The 20,865-nt window shown below is 64.9% G+C and carries 17 protein-coding genes; 4 read left to right on the top strand and 13 right to left on the bottom strand.

Annotated features, from left to right (window positions below; genetic code table 11):
• Nucleotides 1-56: 56 nt before the first annotated feature.
• Nucleotides 57-2,003, bottom strand: a complete 1,947-nt coding sequence (prpR, locus tag QCE83_RS16445; protein WP_309812831.1) for a propionate catabolism operon regulatory protein PrpR — start codon at nt 2,001-2,003, stop codon at nt 57-59.
• 197 nt (nt 2,004-2,200) lie between these two features.
• Between prpR and prpB the strand changes: the two genes are divergently transcribed.
• The 4 genes from prpB (at nt 2,201) to prpF (ending at nt 8,247) form a co-directional block, all read left to right on the top strand.
• Nucleotides 2,201-3,097, top strand: a complete 897-nt coding sequence (prpB, locus tag QCE83_RS16440) for a methylisocitrate lyase (RefSeq protein WP_309812827.1) — start codon at nt 2,201-2,203, stop codon at nt 3,095-3,097.
• Nucleotides 3,098-3,117: 20 nt separating this feature from the next.
• Nucleotides 3,118-4,284 (top strand): 2-methylcitrate synthase, encoded by a 1,167-nt coding sequence (gene prpC / locus QCE83_RS16435; RefSeq protein ID WP_309812824.1) that lies wholly within the window; start codon nt 3,118-3,120, stop codon nt 4,282-4,284.
• 137 nt (nt 4,285-4,421) lie between these two features.
• Complete coding sequence (gene acnD, locus QCE83_RS16430) at nt 4,422-7,019, top strand: Fe/S-dependent 2-methylisocitrate dehydratase AcnD (protein WP_309812821.1); 2,598 nt, start codon at nt 4,422-4,424, stop codon at nt 7,017-7,019.
• A gap of 34 nt (nt 7,020-7,053) precedes the next feature.
• Nucleotides 7,054-8,247 carry a 2-methylaconitate cis-trans isomerase PrpF gene (gene prpF / locus QCE83_RS16425; RefSeq protein ID WP_309812818.1) on the top strand — a complete coding sequence of 398 codons (1,194 nt, stop codon included), beginning with the start codon at nt 7,054-7,056 and terminating at the stop codon, nt 8,245-8,247.
• A 4-nt stretch (nt 8,248-8,251) separates the two neighbouring features.
• On the opposite strand, the gene QCE83_RS16420 is transcribed toward prpF, so the two are convergent.
• From QCE83_RS16420 to QCE83_RS16365, 12 genes are all read right to left on the bottom strand, one after another.
• Complete coding sequence (locus QCE83_RS16420; protein WP_309812814.1) at nt 8,252-8,692, bottom strand: MarR family transcriptional regulator; 441 nt, start codon at nt 8,690-8,692, stop codon at nt 8,252-8,254.
• An 11-nt stretch (nt 8,693-8,703) separates the two neighbouring features.
• On the bottom strand, nt 8,704-10,596 hold the full coding sequence (locus QCE83_RS16415) for an FAD-binding monooxygenase (RefSeq protein WP_309812812.1): 1,893 nt from the start codon (nt 10,594-10,596) through the stop codon (nt 8,704-8,706).
• 161 nt (nt 10,597-10,757) lie between these two features.
• Complete coding sequence (locus QCE83_RS16410) at nt 10,758-12,299, bottom strand: amidase (protein WP_309812809.1); 1,542 nt, start codon at nt 12,297-12,299, stop codon at nt 10,758-10,760.
• 39 nt (nt 12,300-12,338) lie between these two features.
• The gene (locus tag QCE83_RS16405; RefSeq protein WP_309812806.1) at nt 12,339-13,103 is read right to left on the bottom strand and encodes an SDR family oxidoreductase; all 765 of its coding nucleotides are present in this window, start codon (nt 13,101-13,103) and stop codon (nt 12,339-12,341) included.
• Between the two features lie 45 nt (nt 13,104-13,148).
• Nucleotides 13,149-13,799, bottom strand: coding sequence for an ANTAR domain-containing protein (locus QCE83_RS16400; RefSeq protein WP_309812803.1), 651 nt, complete (start codon nt 13,797-13,799; stop codon nt 13,149-13,151).
• A 1-nt stretch (nt 13,800) separates the two neighbouring features.
• Complete coding sequence (locus tag QCE83_RS16395) at nt 13,801-14,955, bottom strand: transporter substrate-binding domain-containing protein (RefSeq protein WP_309812800.1); 1,155 nt, start codon at nt 14,953-14,955, stop codon at nt 13,801-13,803.
• Between the two features lie 104 nt (nt 14,956-15,059).
• Nucleotides 15,060-16,046, bottom strand: coding sequence for an acetamidase/formamidase family protein (locus tag QCE83_RS16390; protein ID WP_309812797.1), 987 nt, complete (start codon nt 16,044-16,046; stop codon nt 15,060-15,062).
• A 13-nt stretch (nt 16,047-16,059) separates the two neighbouring features.
• On the bottom strand, nt 16,060-16,767 hold the full coding sequence (locus QCE83_RS16385; protein WP_309812794.1) for an ABC transporter ATP-binding protein: 708 nt from the start codon (nt 16,765-16,767) through the stop codon (nt 16,060-16,062).
• Complete coding sequence (locus QCE83_RS16380; protein ID WP_309812791.1) at nt 16,764-17,474, bottom strand: ABC transporter ATP-binding protein; 711 nt, start codon at nt 17,472-17,474, stop codon at nt 16,764-16,766. Before QCE83_RS16380 ends, QCE83_RS16385 begins: the two co-directional genes overlap by 4 nt.
• Nucleotides 17,471-18,550 (bottom strand): ABC transporter permease subunit, encoded by a 1,080-nt coding sequence (locus tag QCE83_RS16375; RefSeq protein WP_404984909.1) that lies wholly within the window; start codon nt 18,548-18,550, stop codon nt 17,471-17,473. The genes QCE83_RS16380 and QCE83_RS16375 overlap by 4 nt, the downstream gene beginning before the upstream one ends.
• 9 nt (nt 18,551-18,559) lie before the next feature.
• The gene (locus QCE83_RS16370) at nt 18,560-19,429 is read right to left on the bottom strand and encodes an ABC transporter permease subunit (RefSeq protein WP_309812789.1); all 870 of its coding nucleotides are present in this window, start codon (nt 19,427-19,429) and stop codon (nt 18,560-18,562) included.
• A 60-nt stretch (nt 19,430-19,489) separates the two neighbouring features.
• Complete coding sequence (locus tag QCE83_RS16365; protein ID WP_309812786.1) at nt 19,490-20,725, bottom strand: urea ABC transporter substrate-binding protein; 1,236 nt, start codon at nt 20,723-20,725, stop codon at nt 19,490-19,492.
• Nucleotides 20,726-20,865 lie beyond the last annotated feature (140 nt).

The following is a 20,865-nucleotide window of genomic DNA, read 5'->3' as shown; positions in this document are numbered from 1 at the left end:
TTTCCGCCGGGCAGGCGTTTTCTCCGTAGTTTCCCGACTCCCGTCAGCGCTGTCCGTCAGCGTTTGTCGTTCAGCTTGCGCCACAGCGTCGTCTTGCTGATGCCGAGCGCCCGGCACGCCGCATCGCGATCGCCGCCGTATTCGTTCAGCGTGGCGCGGACCTGATCCGCCTCCGCCGAGCGGCTCATCTGGCGCAGGCCGGGGTTGGCGTCCGCGTCCTGCGCCGTATCGAAGACTTCGGGCGCGAGGGCCGCGAAATCGTCCAGCGACAGCTTCGGCTCCCGCCCGCTCCGCCCCGGCAGATGCGCCATCTCCACGGCGACCCGTTCGATCACGTTCTGCAGTTCGCGCACGTTGCCCGGCCAGCGATAGGCGCCCAGCGCTGCCTGCAAGGGCGCGAGCGCCTTGCCGACCGCGTCGCGATCCGGCAGCCGCCCGCCGAGCGTTTCATCGCGGCTGGCCGCCTGCGCGAGCAGTTCGACGGCGAGCGGCGCGATATCGCCGGGCCGCGCGCGCAGCGGCGGCAACGCGATGCTCAGGATGTTGATGCGATAAAACAGATCGGCACGGAACGAGCCGTCCTGCACGGCCTGCGCCAGCGGCCGATGCGTCGCGGCGATCACGCGGATATCCACGCGCGTCGGTTCGGTCGAGCCGAGCCGCACGACTTCCCGCTCCTGCAATACGCGCAGCAGCCGGCTTTGCAGCGAAGACGGCATCTCGCCGATTTCATCGAGAAACAGCGTGCCGCGATGCGCCGCTTCGATCAGTCCCGCCCGGCCGCCCTTGCGCGCGCCGGTGAACGCGCCTTCCTCGTAGCCGAACAGTTCGCTTTCCAGCAAGGCTTCCGGAAACGCGCCGCAGTTGATCGCGACGAACGGAAAGTCCTTGCGGCGGCTCATCTGGTGCATGCTCTGCGCGACCATTTCCTTGCCGGTGCCGCTTTCGCCGAGGATCAGCAGCGTGGCGTCGGACGTGGCGTACTTGCGCACCAGCGTCTTCACGCGCTGCATGACGTCCGACTCGCCGACGATCGCCTCCAGCCGGTAGCGCGCGACGAATTCCTGTGCGCCCTGCCGCGCGCGCAGCGTCCGGTCCAGCCGCTCGACGGCGCGCGATTCCTGGAACGTGAAGAGCGTACCGCCGGTGGCGCCGTCCGCGCCGAGCGGGCCGCGATGGATCGCGTAGCTGACGCCGCGCACATGGCCGACGACATCCTCGCCATCCGCGGGCAGGATGCCGTCGAGCGCCGGCGCCACGTCCAGCAGCGCACGGCCGGCGACGCGGGCGGCATCGGGCAGGCCGAGCGCATCGAGCAGGCGGCGATTGATCGCTTCGATGCGGCCCTCGGCATCCACTGCCACGACGCCGTCGCGCAGATGCTGCAGCAGGTTGTCGAGCCGCGCACGCCGCCCGGCTTCGCGACGCATTGCCTGCGCGACTTCGAGCGCGGTCTCCAGCGCCGAGGCAACCGAGGTCCGCGAATAGAGGAACACCGACTGCATGCCGGCACGGGCGGCGAGATCGGTCACGAGGCCGGGGCCCACGACCACGTCGATGCCGCGGTCGCGCAGATCGAGCACGAGATGCTCCGCGTCCTGCGCCGAGCGATACGACTCGCAGGCCACGTCGATGGCATACGCCGCGAGAAAGCGGCGAATCTCCGGCGGCGTCTCGCCGTGCGTGACGAGCGCCATGCGGGCATCCTCGCGCCGCGCCTTGGCGAGCGCCTGCATCACGTCGAAGCCGGTCGGGCTGACGATCACCACCGGCACCGACACGCGCGTCTTCAGATACGCGCCGTTCGAACCGCCCGCGACGATGACATCGGGCCGCCCGCCGGTTTCGGACTCGATGCGCGTGACGGCGTCTTCATAGCCGAGCGGGATGGCGTCGAGATCGGCGCGGTCGGCGTATTCCTCGCCGACGTCCATGAACAGGTCGCGCAGCCGGCTGATGCCGACCGCCCAGATGCGGGGACGTGAGGCGGTTTCGGGTTTCATGGTGGGGCTGTCACAGGCATGGACGGAAACCCATAGCCTAACGCACGCATACCCATTTCGAAACTCGAATTTCATTTCTGAAATCAACCGACGCGCAAGGCAGTGAGCCAACTTCAGGCAAATCAACGGCTTACACCGCCTGCCCCACATGGCAGGGATTTTGCAAACGATCGGTGCCTTCCAAGGAGACATCAAACGTGAACTCAAACTCCCCACTCGAACAGACTGCCGGCGCGCGCTTCCGCCAGGCCGTCCGGGACGAATCCCCCTTGCAGGTCGTCGGCGCCATTACCGCCTATGCGGCGAAGATGGCCGAGGCCGTCGGCTTCAAGGCGCTGTATCTGTCGGGCGGCGGCGTCGCCGCGAACTCGCTCGGCATGCCGGACTTGGGCATCAGCACCATGGAAGACGTGCTGACCGACGCGCGGCGCATCACGGATGCGTCGTCGCTGCCGCTGATGGTCGATATCGATACGGGCTGGGGCGGCGCATTCAACATCGCGCGCACGGTCCGCTCGTTCATCAAGGCGGGCGTGGCGGCCGTGCATATGGAGGATCAGGTCGGACAGAAGCGCTGCGGCCATCGTCCGGGCAAGGAAGTGGTTTCGACGGGCGAGATGGTGGATCGCGTCAAGGCGGCCGTCGATGCCCGCACCGACGCCTCCTTCGTCATCATGGCGCGCACGGATGCGGCCGCTGTCGAAGGCATCGATGCCGCGATCGAACGCGCGGTGGCTTATGTCGAAGCCGGCGCGGACATGATTTTCCCGGAGGCGATGAAGACGCTCGATGACTACCGGCGCTTCAAGGCGGCGGTGCAGGTGCCGATCCTCGCGAACCTGACCGAGTTCGGTTCGACGCCCTTCTTCACCGTCGATGAACTGAAGGACGCCAGTGTCGATATCGCGCTGTACTGCTGCGGCGCATATCGCGCGATGAACGCAGCGGCGCTGAACTTCTATGAAACCGTGCGGCGCGACGGCACGCAAAAGGCTGCCGTCGACACCATGCAATCGCGCGCGGACCTGTACAAGTACCTCGGCTATCACGCCTACGAAGACAAGCTCGACCAGCTGTTTTCCGCCCAGAAATAACGCACCCAGGAGACGAACACATGAGCGAAGCAGACAACAGCACCGCCACGGGCGGTTTCAAGCCGAAGAAGTCGGTTGCGCTGTCCGGCGTGACGGCGGGCAATACCGCGTTGTGCACGGTCGGCCGCACCGGCAACGATCTGCACTATCGCGGTTATGACATTCTCGATCTCGCCAACACGTCCGAGTTCGAAGAGATTGCCTATCTGCTCGTGCACGGCAAGCTCCCGAACGCCGCCGAACTGAAGGCCTACAAGACCAAGCTCAAGGCCATGCGCGGCCTGCCCGCGAACCTCAAGGCCGCGCTCGAATGGATTCCCGCTTCGGCGCATCCGATGGACGTCATGCGCACCGGCGTCTCCGTGCTCGGCACGATCCTGCCCGAGAAGGACGATCACAACATCCCGGGCGCGAAGGATATCGCCGACAAGCTGATGGCCTCGCTCGGCTCGATGCTGCTCTACTGGTATCACTATTCGCACAACGGCAAGCGCATTGAAGTGGAAACCGATGACGATTCCATCGGCGGACACTTCCTGCATCTGCTGCATGGCGTGGAGCCGTCGAAGTCGTGGGTCGATGCGATGCATGTGTCGCTCAACCTCTACGCCGAACATGAATTCAACGCGTCCACCTTCACGGCGCGCGTGATCGCGGGCACGGGTTCGGACATGTATTCGGCGATCGCGGGCGGCATCGGCGCATTGCGCGGCCCGAAGCACGGCGGCGCCAACGAAGTCGCGTTCGAAATCCAGTCGCGCTATCTGAACGCCGACGAAGCCGAAGCCGACATCAAGCAGCGCGTGGAACGAAAGGAAGTGGTGATCGGCTTCGGGCATCCGGTGTACACGATCTCGGACCCGCGCAACAAGGTCATCAAGGAAGTCGCGAAGAAGCTCTCGAAGGAAGCGGGCGATACGAAGCTCTTCAGCATCGCCGAGCGCCTCGAAACGGTCATGTGGGACGCGAAGAAGATGTTCCCCAATCTCGACTGGTTCAGCGCCGTTTCTTATCACATGATGGGCGTGCCCACGGCCATGTTCACGCCGCTGTTCGTGATCTCGCGCACGTCGGGATGGAGCGCGCACATCATCGAGCAACGCATCGACAACAAGATCATCCGCCCGAGCGCGAATTACACGGGACCGGACAACCTGAAGTTCACGCCGCTGCGCGAACGCAAGTGAAGCGCATGTAACACCCGGGCCTTGCCGCCGCGCACGGCAGCAGGGCCTTTTTGATATCGTAGTCAACGTTCGACCCCCGACAATACCCTTGCAGCATGGCCCTTGAAACCAGACCATGCGATGAGCGAGACACGGCCATGAATACTGCAAACCGAAAACCTCTTCCCGGCACCCCGTGCGATTTCTTCGATGCGCGCGCGGCCGTCGACGCCCTCTCGCCCGGCGCCTATGACACCCTGCCCTATACGTCGCGCGTACTGGCCGAGAACCTGGTGCGCCGCTGCGATCCGGCGATGCTCGACGCCTCGCTGCTGCAACTGATCGAGCGCAAGACCGAGCGCGACTTCCCGTGGTATCCGGCGCGCGTGGTGTGTCACGACATCCTGGGCCAGACCGCGCTGGTCGATCTGGCCGGCCTGCGCGACGCCATCGCCGAACAGGGCGGCGATCCCGCCAAGGTGAATCCCGTGGTGCCGGTGCAGCTGATCGTCGATCATTCGCTGGCGGTCGAATGCGGCGGCTTCGATCCCGATGCGTTCCAGAAGAACCGCGCCATCGAGGACCGCCGCAATGAGGACCGCTTTCACTTCATCGACTGGACCAAGCAGGCCTTCGAGAACGTCGAGGTGATCCCGCCGGGCAACGGCATCATGCATCAGATCAATCTGGAGCGGATGTCGCCCGTGATCCATGCGATCAACGGCGTCGCGTTCCCCGATACGCTCGTCGGCACCGACAGCCACACGCCGCACGTCGATGCGCTCGGCGTCATTGCGATTGGCGTCGGCGGCCTGGAAGCGGAGAACGTCATGCTGGGCCGCGCGTCTTGGATGCGTCTGCCGGACATCGTCGGCGTGGAGCTGACGGGCAAGCGGCAGCCGGGCATCACGGCGACGGACATCGTGCTCGCGCTCACCGAATTCCTGCGCAAGGAGAAGGTGGTCGGCGCGTATCTGGAGTTCTACGGCGCAGGTGCGGCGAGCCTGACGCTCGGCGACCGCGCGACCATCTCGAACATGGCGCCCGAATACGGCGCGACCGCGGCGATGTTCTACATCGACCAGCAGACCATCGACTATCTGCGCCTCACCGGCCGCGACGAAGAACAGATCCGCCTCGTCGAGACCTACGCGAAGACCGCGGGCCTGTGGGCCGATACGCTTACGAACGCGCGCTACGAGCGCATTCTGCGCTTCGATCTGTCGAGCGTGGAACGCAACATGGCGGGGCCGTCGAATCCGCACAAGCGCCTGCCCACGTCGCAGCTCGCGGCGCGCGGCATCGCCGGCAAGTGGGAAGAGACGCCCGGCAAGATGCCGGACGGCGCGGTCATCATCGCGGCCATCACCAGCTGCACCAACACCAGCAATCCGCGCAACGTGATCGCAGCGGCACTGCTTGCACGCAACGCCAATGCGCAAGGCCTCACGCGCAAGCCGTGGGTGAAGTCGTCGCTGGCGCCGGGCTCGAAGGCCGTCGAACTCTACTTGCAGGACGCCGCCCTGCTGCCTGAACTCGAGAAGCTCGGCTTCGGCATCGTCGCGTTTGCATGCACGACCTGCAACGGCATGTCGGGCGCGCTAGATCCGGTGATCCAGCAGGAGATCGTCGAGCGCGAGCTGTACACCACCGCCGTGCTCTCCGGCAATCGCAACTTCGATGGCCGCATTCACCCGTATGCGAAGCAGGCGTTCCTGGCTTCGCCGCCGCTCGTCGTCGCGTATGCGATTGCGGGCACGATCCACTTCGACATCGAGAAAGATGCGCTCGGCACCGGCGCGAACGGTCAGCCGGTGTATCTGAAGGACATCTGGCCCGACGATGCGGAGATCGATGCGATCGTCGCGCAGAGCGTGAAGCCCGAGCATTTCCGCCGCGTGTATGAGCCGATGTTCGCGCTCACGCAGACGCGCGACGACGCGATCAACCCGCTCTACGACTGGCGCGGCCAGAGCACGTACATCCGCCGTCCGCCGTACTGGGAAGGCGCGCTGGCGGGCGAACGCACGTTGCGCGGCATGCGGCCGCTCGCCCTGCTCGGCGACAACATCACGACCGATCACCTCTCGCCGTCCAACGCGATTCTCGCGAACAGCGCCGCCGGCGAATATCTGACGAAGATGGGCCTGCCCGAAGAGGACTTCAATTCGTATGCGACGCATCGCGGCGATCATCTGACGGCGCAGCGCGCGACCTTCGCCAATCCGACGCTCATCAACGAAATGGCCGTGGTCGATGGCCAGATCAAGAAAGGCTCGCTGGCGCGCATCGAGCCCGAAGGCAAGGTCACGCGCATGTGGGAGGCCATCGAAACCTACATGGAGCGCAAGCAGCCGCTCATCATCGTCGCGGGCGCGGACTACGGCCAAGGCTCGTCGCGCGACTGGGCCGCGAAAGGCGTGCGGCTCGCGGGCGTCGAGGCGATCGTCGCGGAAGGCTTCGAGCGGATCCATCGCACGAACCTGATCGGCATGGGCGTGTTGCCGCTCGAATTCAAGCCGGGCGTGAACCGCGTGACGCTCGCGCTCGACGGCACCGAAACCTATGACGTGATCGGCGCACGCACGCCGCGCGCGGACCTCATGCTCGTGATCCAGCGCAAGAACGGCGAACGCGTGGAAGTGCCCGTCACGTGCCGGCTCGATACCGCCGAAGAGGTGTCCATCTACGAAGCAGGCGGCGTGCTGCAACGCTTCGCGCAGGACTTCCTGGAATCGTCGAAGGCTGCCGCCTGACGCGCCGTCTATTCTTTCAAAGGATTCGATTCACATGGCACACGCACCTCAAATCAGGATCCCCGCGACCTACATGCGCGGCGGCACCAGCAAGGGCGTCTTCTTCCGCCTGAACGATCTGCCCGAGGCCGCACGCGTGCCCGGCGCGGCGCGCGACACGCTGTTCATGCGCGTGATCGGCAGCCCCGACCCGTACGGCAAGCAGATCGACGGCATGGGCGGCGCGACGTCGAGCACGAGCAAGACGGTGATCGTCTCGAAGAGCACGCGGCCCGGCCACGATGTCGATTACCTGTTCGGTCAGGTGTCGATCGACAAGGCCTTCGTCGACTGGAGCGGCAACTGCGGCAATCTCTCGGCGGCGGTGGGTCCGTTCGCGATCGGCGGCGGGCTCGTCGATCCGGAACGCGTGCCGGACAACGGCATTGCGATCGTGCGCATCTGGCAGGCGAACATCGGCAAGACCATCATCGCGCATGTGCCGATGACGAACGGCGCCGTGCAGGAAACCGGCGACTTCGAACTCGACGGCGTGACCTTTCCGGCCGCTGAAGTGCAGCTCGAATTCCTCGATCCGGCAGCCGAGGAAGAAGGCGCGGGCGGCGCGATGTTCCCGACGGGCAATGTGGTCGACGATCTCGACGTGCCGGGCATCGGCACGCTGAAGGCCACGATGATCAACGCGGGCATTCCGACCATCTTCCTGAACGCCGATGCCATCGGTTACACGGGCACCGAGTTGCAGGACGCCATCAACGGCGACGAAGCGGCCTTGAAGCGCTTCGAGACCATCCGCGCGCACGGTGCGCTGCGCATGGGGCTCATCAAGAGTCTCGATGAAATCGCCACGCGCCAGCACACGCCGAAGGTCGCGTTCGTCGCGCGGCCGGCGGCGTATACGGCATCGAGCGGCAAGCAAGTGGGCGTCGAAGATGTGGACGTGCTGGTGCGCGCGATGTCGATGGGCAAGCTGCATCACGCGATGATGGGTACGGCGGCGGTGGCCATCGGCACGGCGGCGGCGATCCCCGGCACGCTCGTCAATCTCGCGGCGGGCGGCGGGGAGCGTCAGTCAGTGCGGTTCGGGCATCCGTCGGGCACGCTGCGGGTCGGCGCGGAGGCGGTGCAGGCGGAAGGTGCCTGGCAAGTCACCAAGGCCATCATGAGCCGCAGCGCCCGCGTGCTGATGGAAGGAAATGTGCGTGTGCCGTTCGAAAGCTCGAACTAACGCGTCACGCTTCTTCCGGCAACAAGGCCAGCAGCAGGCGCCGCAATTCACGGCCCTCCGCTGCTGACAGCCTTGCGGTCAGGATGCGCTCCACCTGCTCCACGCGAGGCCGCAGCGTCGCAAGCTGCTTCTTGCCGGCGGGTGTCAGCGAGAGCACGTAGCTGCGCTTGTCGACAGGATCGTCGGAACGCTCGATCAGCTCATTGCGGGCCATGCGCGCCACGAGTTCCGCGATGGTGGAGCGGTCAACATCGAGTTCGTCGCCGAGCTGACGCTGGTTCACGCCCGGCGTGCGTTGCAGGATTTCAAGCGCGGCGTATTGCACGCTGGTGATCTCCGTCGACACCTCGCTCTGCCAGACCGCCAGATGCCGCTGCTGCGCGCGCCGCACCAGACTGCCGGTGAATCGGGAAAGGGCGGCGGGGAAATGAGTTTGAGCAGGCACGGTCGACGGGATCAAGCAGTGGAACGGGTTCGGAACAGCGGACGCAGGAATGCGTTCAGTTCATCGAACGCATCGAGCGGCAGCACATGCGCCACGTATTGATCCGGACGGACCACGATAAGCGCACCCCGTTCGCGATCGATGCCGCGCGCGTCGAAGATATCAGCCGACTCGTCGCGCGTAAATACCTTTTCATAATCCACCAGCCCGTAGCGGCCCTTGCGCGGCAACAGCAGCGCATGCAAGTCCTGCAAGCGCACGTCGCGATGCGGAGTCTGCAACACCGCGCGCAGATCGATGACGCTGTCGATGTCGGCATCAGGTGGCGTGATGTCGCGCAGCCATGCAGCCAGATGCTCGCAGAGCGCATCGAACGCCTGGACGCTTGCATCCGCGAACGCATACAGACGCCAGCGGCCATCGGCGAGCGCTGCGTGACCGAGGTGCATCGGCCTGGCATCGGCGATGCGGATCACCGGCGCCGAATGAAAGCGCGTGCCGATCGTGAAGCCGCGCGCGAGCGTCTGATGCGTCGTCTCGCCCGTCAGCGGACCTGGCCGGTAATGCGTGGCAACGCCCGCCGTATAGCGGCCCGCGCGCACGAAATACGCCTGCAACTCCGCCGGATCCACGCCGCCCGCTTCCGGATGCGCCGGGTCTTTCGGCGGCGCGGCCATCATCGCGGACCATTCTTTGTCGAAGTCGATCAACTCCTGCGCGACCGGCTGGCGTTCATCGGAATAGGTGCGCAGCACGCTGGCATCGCTGCGGCCCTGAAGCACTGCGCCCAGCTTCCAGCCGAGATTGAAACCATCCTGCATCGACACGTTCATGCCCTGCCCCGCCTTCGCGCTATGCGTATGACAGGCATCGCCCGCGATGAACACGCGCGGTTCGCGCGATGAGCCATCGGGCGTCATGGCGTCGTCGAAACGTTCGGTCAGACGCTGGCCCACTTCATACACCGAGAACCACGCGACTTCCTTCACGTCGAGCGTATAAGGATGCAGGATGCGCTGCGCCGTCTCGATGATGCGCTCCACCTCGATCTGTCGAATGCCGTCGCGGTTCTCCGGCGTCACTTCGCCGAGATCGACATAGAAGCGCACCAGATAACCGCCCTCGCGCGGGATGAGCAACAGATTGCCCTTGCTCGCCGATTGAATCGCGGCCTTGAGGCGAATGTCGGGGAAGTCGGTCACCGCCAGCGCATCCATCACGCCCCACGCGTGATTCGCGGCGTCGCCGTTGAGCGTCTGACCGATGGCCGCACGCACGCGGCTGCGAGCGCCGTCGCAACCCACGACATAACGCGCGCGGACCTTCGTCTCTTCACCGGCACGCTCCCCTTCCGTGCGCTTCAGCGTGACGGTAAGCGGATGATCAGAAGCGTCGTCGCGCGTGACATCGACGACTTCGAGCGCGTAATCCGGTTCGAGGCGCTGCGCGGAACGATGCATCAGATCGAGCAGATAGGCCTGCAAGCGCGCCTGATTCACGATCACGTGCGGAAATTCGGACATGCCGGTTTCGGTATCCTGAACGCGTCCGGTACGACGAATCGCGTCCCGGTCAGCGGCATCCGGCCGCCAGAACACCGTTTCGTTGACCCAGTACGCTTCGCGCAGCAGCCGTTCGCTGAGGCCGAAGGCATGGAACATTTCCACCGTGCGGCACGCGACCCCGTCCGCCTGCCCCATCAGCAACGGTCCCGCACGACGTTCGACGATGCGCGTGGTGATCGACGGAAACTGCGCCAGCTGTGCCGCGAGCACGAGTCCAGCCGGACCGCTGCCGACGATGAGCACATCCACCGCGTCTGGCATTGCAACGTGCGGCGCGCCTTCGGCCGCGGGTTCGATGCCCGGATCGTCCGTGCGAAAACCGTTGAGATGAAATTGCATGATGTCTGCCTCCACAAGGTCTCGATTTCTCTGGATCGAAATATACTCCGTATGCCAACTATATCCAAGAATTTATCGGAGCCCTGCGGTTTACCCGGAGAAGGCTGATCGACTGGTCTTTTTTGAGCCGACCGACGCCCGGGCGCCGGTCCAACGTGAAGTCAGGAAAGCCGCGGCGCCTTCCTGTGCTGCGTCCCGCATTCATACGCGTAGGCATAGCCGAGCAGCGCGCCCTCGTCCCATTGGCGTCCGACGAAGATCAGGCCGAACGGCGAACCGGATGCGTAATATCCAGCCGGCACCGCAATGCCCGGCAAGCCCGCGATATTGATCTCGCCGACGGTCGTTTCCTGGATGACTTCCTTGCCACGCAGCGACGGAAGCTCGCTGCGCATTTGCGGGAACACGAGCGCATCGAGACGATGCTGGCTCATCACGCTGTCGAAGATCGTCAGATAGCGCGCCTTCAGTGCGACGAATTCCGGCATCTTTGGCGGCAGCGACGGATCGGCCAGCGCAGTGCGGAAGTCCGCAAGGCTATGCAGATAACGCAGCACGCCTTCAGGTCCGAACGCATCTTCATCACGTGTCGCTTCGGCGAATTCCGCGAACGTCTTGAGCGCCGCATCCTTGCCCAGCCGTTGCAGATACTTTTCCAGATCGTACGGAATCGATTCGAGTCCACGTGCATCGAAGTGTTCGAGCGGCGGCGTCGGCTTGCGCAAGTCAGCGAAGCCCGAACCGGCGAACGGATCCTCGATCAGCACCGCGCCCAGTTCCTCCAGTTCCCGCTGCACGCGTTCATAGAGCGCGGCGGCTTCGTCGGAGAGCGCCTGCGTGCGCCAGCCCGGCCCATACAAGCCGATGCGCTTGCCCTGCAACGCATCCGCCGCAAGCGCCGCTGCATAACCTCCAGCAGGCTGCCGCCCGACGCCCGCCAGCGTCTTCGGGTCTTCGCTCGAATATCCCGCGAGCGCATCGAGGCAGAGCGCCGCGTCGCGCACGGTGCGGGCAATCGGCCCCACTACATCGCGATTGCCCGACAAGGGTACGACGCCCGCATTCGGCACTAGTCCGATGGTCGGCTTGATGCCGACGAGATCCTGCGCCGACGCCGGGTTCTGGATCGACCCGCCCGTTTCCTCGGCGAGCCCGAGCACCGCCATGCCTGATGCCACCGCCGACGCCGTTCCCGCGCTGCTGCCGCCGGGTGCGCGGTCGGGCATCGGTACGTTAAGGGTCGGGCCTGCCCAGCTGTCGTTCGCATGCGTGCCCGTGTGGCTCAGGATGGGCACGTTGGTCTTGCCGAGCAGGATCGCGCCCGCGCGCCGCATGCGTGCGACGACCGGCGCATCGCGGGCCGGCATCAGGTCGACGCCGCCATGCTTGCTGTAAAGCTTCTTCCATCCCGCCGTGGTCGGAAAGCCGACCATGTCCATCGGATCCTTGATGACGACCGGCACGCCGGCAAGCGGCCCCAGCACTTCGCCGGCAGCGCGCCGCCTGTCGATCTCGCGTGCATCGTCGAGTGCGGCGGGGTTCAGCAAGATCAGCGCGTTGTAGCGCCCGTTATCGCGCTCGATCCGCTCGAAGCAGGCCTGCGCCAGTTGTTCCGCCGTGAACGTGCCGGCCTTGAAACCCGCCTGCACGGCTTCGACCGTGAGCGTGTCCAGATCGATGTCCATCGCACTGCCTCGTTCCATTCGCTGCTCCTGTTGAGGTGGTGTTCGAACGCGCGACGCTCAAAGCTGCACGCCGCGCGTGAGCGCGCCATCGACGACGAAGTTCGCCCCGCTCACGAAACTCGCCGCCGGACTCGCGATGAACGCCACCGCGTTGGCGATTTCCTGCGGCCGGGCCATGCGTCCGGTCGGATTCAGAGCGAGCGCGCGTTCGAACAGCGCGGCATCGTTATGCTCGATCCAGTCCCACACGCCGCCTTCGAAATACACATTGCCCGGCGATACCGTATTCGCGCGAATGCCCTTCGCGGCCAGCTGGTTCGCGAGCCCTTGCATGTAGTGAATCAGCGCGGCCTTGAAGACGCCGTAGGGACCGGCGGCGAAATCGATCTCGCGTCCCGACACGCTCGATATCGCGACGATCGAAGCCGCCTTGCTTGCCTCGAGGAAAGGCATCGCGGCATCGACGAGATTGACGGTGCCCAGCAGATCCGTCTCGAACTCCTTGCGCCACGATTCAATGTCATTGCCGATGGCGAGCGCGCTCACATTGGCGACGACGATATCCAGCCCGCCCCAGTCCGCCCCGACGCGCGCGACCCATGCCTTGAGCGCGGCGCCATCCGCCACATCGACGGCCGCGCCCGATGCACGCGCACCGCTCAATTCGGGCAGCGCCTCCGCAGTGGTTTCAACGGCGGCCGCATCGCGCGCACAGATGGCGACGTCCGCGCCTTCCGCCGCCAATGTCCGCGCAATCGCCAGCCCGATGCCCTTGGTGCCGCCGGTCACGATCGCCTTCAAGCCCTTCAGTTGCAGGTCCATGTTCGCCGCTCCTGTGCATGTCGGTCAGACGCCGGGACGGCGCGCTCACGCTTTCTCGCGCCCGTCCCCGGAACTCATGCCGCGCGCAATCTGCAACACCTCGCCCGCCTGGATGACGGAGTGGCAGATGTCGTCGATGGTCACGCGCTTCTCCATTGCCTGCGCGCGCAGCATGTCGTAGGCCTCGCGTTCGCTCACGCGATGCATGATCATCAAGATGTTCTTGGCTTCCTGCAGATGCCGGCTGTCGAGTAGCTTTTGTTCGAGCTTCGCGATGCGCTGCGCATGCTGACGCGCGCGCTTCGAGTGATACAGCGCCATCACCACCGTGGAGAGCAGCCCCGAAGCGCGCACCGGCGTCGTGACGATGCCGTCCGCGCCGAGCTTGATGGCCTGATCGATGAAAGTCGGATTCTCGTAGGCCACCACGCAGATGACGGGCGGCGCATCCGGTCCGGACCACTCGCCGCAGGGCGCGCGCTCTTCCGGCAGCAACGCGCGGAACACGAGATCCACGCGCTCCGGCAAGCTGTCCAGCGGCGGCCAGCAACGCTCCACCTGGAAGCCCATGCGCCGCAGGTGATTGGCGAGCGTCTGTCCATCGTTGTCGTCGGGATGGAAGACGAGCACCCGCGCATGGCGCTCGAGGATCGAACTGGTGAGGCTCCGCTGGCCTCGGTCCGGGCGCGCGCTCACGTCAGGAGTCCCGTGTGCTCAGCTTCGTGACCCAGTCCCCGAGCGTCTGACGCGTCATGTAGGGATCGGGCCCGACGGCGAACTTCGATTCGCGCAGGATGGTGAACTGGCCGTCCGCCGAAGCGCGGCCAATGCGCGGATAGAGCGCCATGTGATGATTCACCGGATCGATGCGCACACGCCCTTGCGGCGCATTGAACTCGGAACCGAGCAGCTGCGGCATGATGCTCGCGAGCTTGTCGGAGCCCGCGCGCGCGAACGCTTCCGCGAACATGTGCATCTGATAGTAGGCGGCTTCCCAGTTCATGTCGGTGGGCGTGTGCGCGCCGTAGCGCGACTGATGCAGCGCGACCGCACGATGGTTCTCCACCGTGTCGATGCTCTGGAAATACGGCGCGGCCGTGATGTGGCCGGTGGCGCTGCCGGGCTCCATCGCGCGGATTTCCGTCTCCGAGGTATTGAGGCTGCCGATGGGCATGCGGGCCGGATCGAAATCGGCGTGCGCGTAGGCATCGTACAGATACGGCACGGTCTCGCCGATCACGGTGCAGAAGATCCAGTCAGGCGCCTTGCGGCGGATATCGGCGATGACCTGCTCGAACTGCTCGCGCGTGGCGTCGAGCGGCAGATAGCGTTCGCCGAGGATCGCGCCTTCGGGATGCTGGAGCAGCAGCTCCTGCATCGTGCGATTGCATTCGTACGGATAGACATAGCTCGACCCGACGAAATACACCCGCGCGCCGAAGGTCTCGGTCATGAAGTCCGCGAGCTGCACGCCGTTCTGATTCGGCGACGCGCCGCTATAGATGATGTTGTCCGAGTACTCGAAGCCCTCGTACATCTGCGCATAGATCAGCAGACGGTTGTGCTTTTCGACGACCGGCAGCATGGCCTTGCGGCTCGTGGACGTATAGCCGCCGAAGATGGTGTTGACCCCGTCCTTCAGGATCAGCCGCTCCGCCAGTTCGCGGAACGCGGCCGGGTCGGAGCCGGGGTCATAGTGCAGCGCGACGAGTTCGCGTCCGCCAATACCGCCGCGCGCATTGATCTCGTCGACGGCGAGACAGGCGCCTCGCCATTGGGACTGCTCGAGCAGCGCGGTCGAACCGCTGGTCGAGCACAGCAGGCCCACTCGAATGGGATCGGACAAAGCCATTTCTTGACACGCTCTCTTGTTTGCGCGAAGCCGTGGCCTCGCGCCTGGGTCGTCTGGTGCTGTCTGGTGCCGTCTGTTACCGTTTCTTCCGACTGAATGATGCGTTACTTCAGATAGTGCTTCGCGACCATCGCGCCAACCGTGTATTTTGGATCGACAAAATTGCCGAGGCGCACGCGGCCCACCTGACTCAGCATCATGTACGCATCCCACTTGTCGAAGCCATACTCGGCGGCCATCCACAACACCAGCTCGCGATAGGCAATGCGCGTGGCATCCTCCAGCGGCCGCGCGCTGCCGATGCTCATCAGCGCATCTTCATTCTCGAGCCTCGGCCAGTCGATCCGCCAGCCCTTGATCAGGTCCACGCGCACGGTGGTCGTGCTCTGATACTCGACGGCGGTGCCGCACACTTCGCCGTCGCCCTGGCAGGCGTGCGCATCGCCGATGAACAAGCGTCCGCCCGGCGAGCGCACCGGCAGATACGTGATGCTGCCCGGCCCCATGTCCGGCACGTCCATGTTGCCGCCGTGATTATCAGGCGTGAGCGAGTTGATCGAATCGATTTCCGGCGAAAGACTCAGCGTGCCGATATGCGGCTTGTACGGCAAGGTGTTGCGCTTGCTCCAGTACACGTTCTCCTCGTCGATCCTGATCTTGCGCACCACTTCCGGCAAGGGCTCGTTGAGCAGCGCAGTGTAGTCGGTGCCCGTCAGGCCGCCGAAGTTCGGGATCATGCAGCAGAAGCCGTGCGGGTCCGGGCCGCGCGGCGCCATCTTCTCGATGTGCACCGCGACCACGTCGCCCTTTTCCGCGCCCTCGATCATGATCGGCCCGTTCTGCGGATTGAGGAACGGCACCTGCAACACTTGCGACGGCTTGTCCGTCTCCTCCTTGATCTTGCCTTCGAAGGCATCGCGCGTTTCCACCACGATGCGGTCGCCCGGCTTCACGTGCAGCACCGGCTCCGAGTACGGACCAATGGTGTAGTGATAGGTCTTCTGCATCTGCTCGGTGAGATGATGCTCCACCGGCTCGCGGCCCGCGCCCTGGCCGCGCTTCATCATGATCGAGTCCTCAAGCCATTTCATGTTCCGCTCTCCGTCACAGTGCCAGATACTGGCGAATGAGTTGCTCGTCCCCGAGTTGCGCGGGACTCAATGTCTCGACAATGCGGCCCTTGTCCATCACACAGCAGCGTGTCGCGATGCGCTCGACCATGCCCATGTCCTGCTCGACCAGCACCACGCCAATGCCGGTTTCGCGCGCGATCTGCTGCAAGGTCTCGCCGATCAGATCGACGATGGACGGCTGGATGCCCTCCGACGGTTCGTCGAGCAACAGGACCTTCGGCGCGCTGATGAGCGCACGCGCAATGGCGAGTTGCTGCTGTTCGCCGCCGCTCATGGTGCCCGCCTTCTGCGCGTAACGCTGCTTCAGGATCGGAAAATAGTCGACCACCCGCTCGCGCATCTGCGCGGCCTTCGCGCGGTTCGCCTGCGCGCCGACCTGAAGGTTTTCCGCGACCGTCAGCGCGCCGAAGATCTCGCGGCCCTGCGGCACATAGCCCATGCCCTGCTGCGCCCTCACGTAGGGCTTCTCGTGGCCGATGGCCGTGCCGTCGAGGACGATCTCTCCAGCATCGAGCGGCACCAGTCCGATGAGCGCACGCATCAGCGTCGTCTTGCCGACGCCGTTCCGGCCGATCAGCGCCAGCACCTCGCCCCGTCCGATGCTGAGCGACACGCCGTTGAGCACGCGTCCACCGCCATACCCCGCTTCCACGCCCGACACTTCGAGCAACGCGCTCATTTCTTTTTCCCCAGATACACTTCGGCGACATCGTCGCGCGCGAGGATCTCGTCGAGCGGGCCGTCCGCCAGCACGCTGCCGCCGTGCAGCACCGTGACGCGCGACGCGATCTGCTTGACGAAGGTCATGTCGTGCTCGACCACCATCATCGTGAGCCCGGCCGCCGACAGCCGCTTGATGAGTTCGCCCGTCGCATGGGTTTCCTCGACCGACATCCCGGCCACGGGTTCATCGAGAAACAGCAGCTTCGGCTGCAACGAAACCGCCATGGCGATTTCGAGCCACTGCTTCTTGCCGTGCGACAGATTGCGCGCGAGCACATGCTCCTCCTGCTCCAGCATGAAGCGCTGGAGCAGGTCGTCGAGGCTTTCGGGGCGGTCATCGCGGGCGCGATGCAGCGACAGTTGCAGATGCTGGCGCACGCTGAGATCGGGGAACACGCCCGGTATCTGGAACTTGATGCTCATGCCCAGGCGGATGCGTTCGTGCGGCAGCACATGGCTCATGTCCTCGCCGAGAAACATCACGCTGCCTTCCGATGGCCGATGCTCCCCCGTGATGAGCTTGAAGAAAGTGCTCTTGCCCGCACCGTTCGGCCCGATCACGCAGCGGATCTCGCCCGCGTCGATGCTGAAGTCGATGCCGTTGATGACGTGCGCGCCGCCGAAGTGCTTCTTGAGCCCGCGCGTTTCCAGCAGCGTGGTCATGACTTGCCCTCCTCGCGCTTGAGACAGGGGCCGCCGTGGCGCGCGCCGCCGCCCGCGCGGCCGGCGAGCCGTCCGAGTTGCCGCGTGACGAACGGCAGCAGCCCTTCGGGCGCGGCCAGCACGACAATCAGCAGGATCGCGCCGAGCAGGATCAGCGCGTACTGGCTGCCGTACACGGCGAGATTCTGCGAGAGCCAGACCAGCAGCGCAGTGCCGAGAATCGTCCCGCCGATGGTCTTGCGCCCCGATGTGGCCACCCAGATCACCGGCATGGCGGCGGCCGTGAGGCCCATCGTCGATGGCGTGATGTAGGAGCCCCAGATCGTGTAGAGCGCGCCCGACAGACCGCCCAGCGTGCAGCCGAGCACGAACACGAGCCACTGATGACGGCGGATGTCGACGCCCAGCATCTCCGCGCGCTGCGGGTTCTCGCGGATGGCGATCAGCGTGAGGCCGAACGGTCCGTCGAGCAGCTTGCGCATGACGGCGTACACCACGATCAGCAGGATCAGCACGAGGTAGTAGAAGCTGGCGTTCTCCAGCGTCAGCGGGCCGCCCGGCCAGGGAATCGTCAGCGGCGTCATACCGCCCATGCCGTTGTAGCCGTTGAGCCGCGCCTCGCCGATCGCCCATTGCGGCCCGGCGGTCTGCGCCATGAAGGTTTCGAGCACCAGCGTCACGGACAGCGTGACGATGCCAATGAACACGCCCTTGATGCGGCCATAGAAGATCATGTAGCCGATCAGCGCGGCCGCCAGCACGCTGACCACGAGCCCCGCGCCGAGACCGAGCCACGACTGGAACCAGTAGTCGCCATAGTTCAGCGTGAAGATGCCGTAGCTATAGCCCGACAGCCCGAAGAACGCGGTCTGCCCGAACGACAGAATGCCGCCGTAGCCCCACATCGCGGCGAGGCCCATCGCGCTGAAGGCCCACAGCAGGCAATACGCGAGATTGCCGCTGGTAGTTGCATCGACAACGAGTGGCAGGCACAGCGCAACGAGCCAAGGCAGCACGCGCAGGACCCGCGCGCAGGCGCCGGGCGCGGCGCTGGAAGCCATTCCGGTTTGCTTCATGCAGGCCTCCTAGCGCAGGCGGGTAAAGAGATTGCCGAGGCCTTGCGGCATCAGGCGGATCACGACGATCACCGTCAACAGCAGCCCGATCTGCCCGAACAATTGTCCATAGGAAGCCGTGAGCGCGGTCTGAATGATGGCGAGGACGCCTGCGGCCGGCGTCGTTCCGGCAATCACGTTCGCGCCGCCCACGACCACCGAGACGAAAGCCTGCACGATGAAATTGCTGCCCATGGTGGGCACCGCCGTCATGGTCGGGGCATACAGCGCGCCCGTGAGGCCGGCAAGCCCGGCGCCGAGCGCGAAGGTCAGCGTATAGAGCCGGTCCGTGCGCAGGCCGAGGCATTGCGCGATGCTCGCGTTCTGGATGGTCGCGCGGGCGCACACGCCGTAGTTGGTCTTGAAGAACAGCAGATAGAGCCCGAAGAGAATCGCGAGGGCAATGAGCGGCAGCACGGCGCGATAGGTCGAGAACGAATATTCGCCGAGCGAGAAGGAACCGAAGGGCGTCGCGATGCCTTCCATGGACGGCCCCGCGACGAGCAGCATGGTCTGCTGCACGATGAGGCTGATGGCCCAGGTGGCGACCACCGAATCGAACAGGCGGTCGTAGAGATGACGGATCACGAGCCGTTCGACGATCACGCCTGCGCACGCCGCCGCGAGCGCGCCGAGCAGCATCGCGAGCGGCAGCGGCAGGCCGCGCTTTGCGGCGATGAGGGTGACATAGGCGCCGCACATGATGAACTCGCCGTGCGCGAGATTGATCACGCCCATCATGCCGAAGATCACCGCAAGACCGAGCGCGGCGAGCACCAGGTAGGCGAAGTTGTCGCCGAACTGGTAGACGAGCGAGTAAAGCGTGGTGAGAGTGGCCATGCATGCTCCACGTTCAGGAAGACGCGCGCGCCGCGTCAGGCAGCGCGCGCCGGCTTCGGATCAGGACTTCTTGGGCAGGTTCGACGGCGTGTACTGGCGATGATCCGGCTTGTTCGGCAGATCGCAGCCGACCTTGCCGAGCCAGTACGGCTGCACGTCGTCCCATACCTTCGGAATCTCGACGCTATGGTCTTCCTTCACGTGCACCAGGTAGATGGTATGGCTCGCGTGATGGCTCTTCGGGTCGATGCAGACCTTGCCCTGCGCGCCCGTCGTGCAGATGTCGCCGCTTTCCAGCGCCCGGCGCACCGCATCCTGGTTCGTGGTCTTGGCCTTTTCGACGGCCGCCTTGTAAAGATAAATGGCGTCGTAGGCGTTGGCCGCTTCCTGGTTGATGTACGGCTCGTTCGGGAACTTGGCGTGGAAGCGCTTCTTGAAGTCATTGCTTGCCGGTGAATCGACTTCCTCGACATAGTTCGCCGTCACATACATGTCCTTCAGTGCCGGCGGTTTGAAGCGCTTGTGCTCGTAGGCCTGGCCGACGTTGACCGAACTGGCCATCGGCAGGTTCAGGTGCGCCGACGCCTGCTGCTCGTAATACGACGCCTGGTTTGCGCCGACCAGCAGCGTGACCACGAAGTCCGGCTTGGCCTTCTGGATGTTCTGGATGGTCTGGCCGAACTGCGACACGGACAGCGGGATGAATTCCTCGCCGACCATCGTGCCGCCGTTCTCCTTCACGATGTTGCGCACCCATTCCGCCGAGATCTGCCCGAAGTTGTAGTCGGCGGCGATGGTGTACACCTTCTTGCCGTACTTCTGCATCATCCACGGAATGAGGGTGGAGAACTGCTGCTCGGGCACCGCGCCGGTCACGAAGGTGTTGGTGTCGCAGACGCCGCCTTCGTACTGGTTGTCGTACCAGTAGAGCTGATGCGCGCGGTCCATGATCGGACGGATGGCCTCGCGCGACGCGCTGGAGAACGCGCCGAAGATCACATCGGGCTTGTCGGTCTGCACGAGGCGCCGGGCGAGCTCCTGGAACTTGGTGTTGTCCGACTGCGTGTCGTAGGCGATCAGCGTCACCGGACGTCCAAGAATGCCGCCCTTCGCGTTGATCTCCTCAACCGCGAGTTGGGTAGCGTGGATCTTCGGGATAGTGGCCAATGCGAAGTTTCCCGAAGCGTCCTCCAGCAAGCCGATCTTCACGGGATCGGCGGCGCTCGATGCGAGCGAGGTCAGTGCAAGTCCTGCGGTAAGGGCGAGACGCATCCAGCCCGACGGCTTCAGCAACATGCGGGTTCTCCAGAAGTGGGCGCTTGAACGGGAAAATTCGGACAAAAAAAAGCCCCCTGACGAACGGTCGGTTCGTCAGGGGGCTTCGGTGCCGGGTCCTCGGGCGGACATCTTTGTCGGGCCGCGAGGATGAGCCCAAG

Source organism: Caballeronia sp. LZ034LL (assembly GCF_031451215.1).
Taxonomy (GTDB): Bacteria; Pseudomonadota; Gammaproteobacteria; order Burkholderiales; family Burkholderiaceae; genus Caballeronia.
The sequence above is the reverse complement of the archived record's forward strand: the minus strand, read 5'-3'. Positions and strand labels throughout refer to the sequence as shown.

Excerpts from the sequence above, each read along its gene's own strand:
- prpR (WP_309812831.1), bottom strand. The coding sequence starts at position 2,003 with ATGAAACCCGAAACCGCCTCACGTCCCCGCATCTGGGCGGTCGGCATC.
- prpC (WP_309812824.1), top strand. The coding sequence starts at position 3,118 with ATGAGCGAAGCAGACAACAGCACCGCCACGGGCGGTTTCAAGCCGAAG.
- acnD (WP_309812821.1), top strand. The coding sequence starts at position 4,422 with ATGAATACTGCAAACCGAAAACCTCTTCCCGGCACCCCGTGCGATTTC.
- prpF (WP_309812818.1), top strand. The coding sequence starts at position 7,054 with ATGGCACACGCACCTCAAATCAGGATCCCCGCGACCTACATGCGCGGC.
- QCE83_RS16415 (WP_309812812.1), bottom strand. The coding sequence starts at position 10,596 with ATGCAATTTCATCTCAACGGTTTTCGCACGGACGATCCGGGCATCGAA.
- QCE83_RS16410 (WP_309812809.1), bottom strand. The coding sequence starts at position 12,299 with ATGGAACGAGGCAGTGCGATGGACATCGATCTGGACACGCTCACGGTC.
- QCE83_RS16405 (WP_309812806.1), bottom strand. The coding sequence starts at position 13,103 with ATGGACCTGCAACTGAAGGGCTTGAAGGCGATCGTGACCGGCGGCACC.
- QCE83_RS16395 (WP_309812800.1), bottom strand. The coding sequence starts at position 14,955 with ATGGCTTTGTCCGATCCCATTCGAGTGGGCCTGCTGTGCTCGACCAGC.
- QCE83_RS16390 (WP_309812797.1), bottom strand. The coding sequence starts at position 16,046 with ATGAAATGGCTTGAGGACTCGATCATGATGAAGCGCGGCCAGGGCGCG.
- QCE83_RS16385 (WP_309812794.1), bottom strand. The coding sequence starts at position 16,767 with ATGAGCGCGTTGCTCGAAGTGTCGGGCGTGGAAGCGGGGTATGGCGGT.
- QCE83_RS16380 (WP_309812791.1), bottom strand. The coding sequence starts at position 17,474 with ATGACCACGCTGCTGGAAACGCGCGGGCTCAAGAAGCACTTCGGCGGC.
- QCE83_RS16375 (WP_404984909.1), bottom strand. The coding sequence starts at position 18,550 with ATGAAGCAAACCGGAATGGCTTCCAGCGCCGCGCCCGGCGCCTGCGCG.
- QCE83_RS16370 (WP_309812789.1), bottom strand. The coding sequence starts at position 19,429 with ATGGCCACTCTCACCACGCTTTACTCGCTCGTCTACCAGTTCGGCGAC.
- QCE83_RS16365 (WP_309812786.1), bottom strand. The coding sequence starts at position 20,725 with ATGTTGCTGAAGCCGTCGGGCTGGATGCGTCTCGCCCTTACCGCAGGA.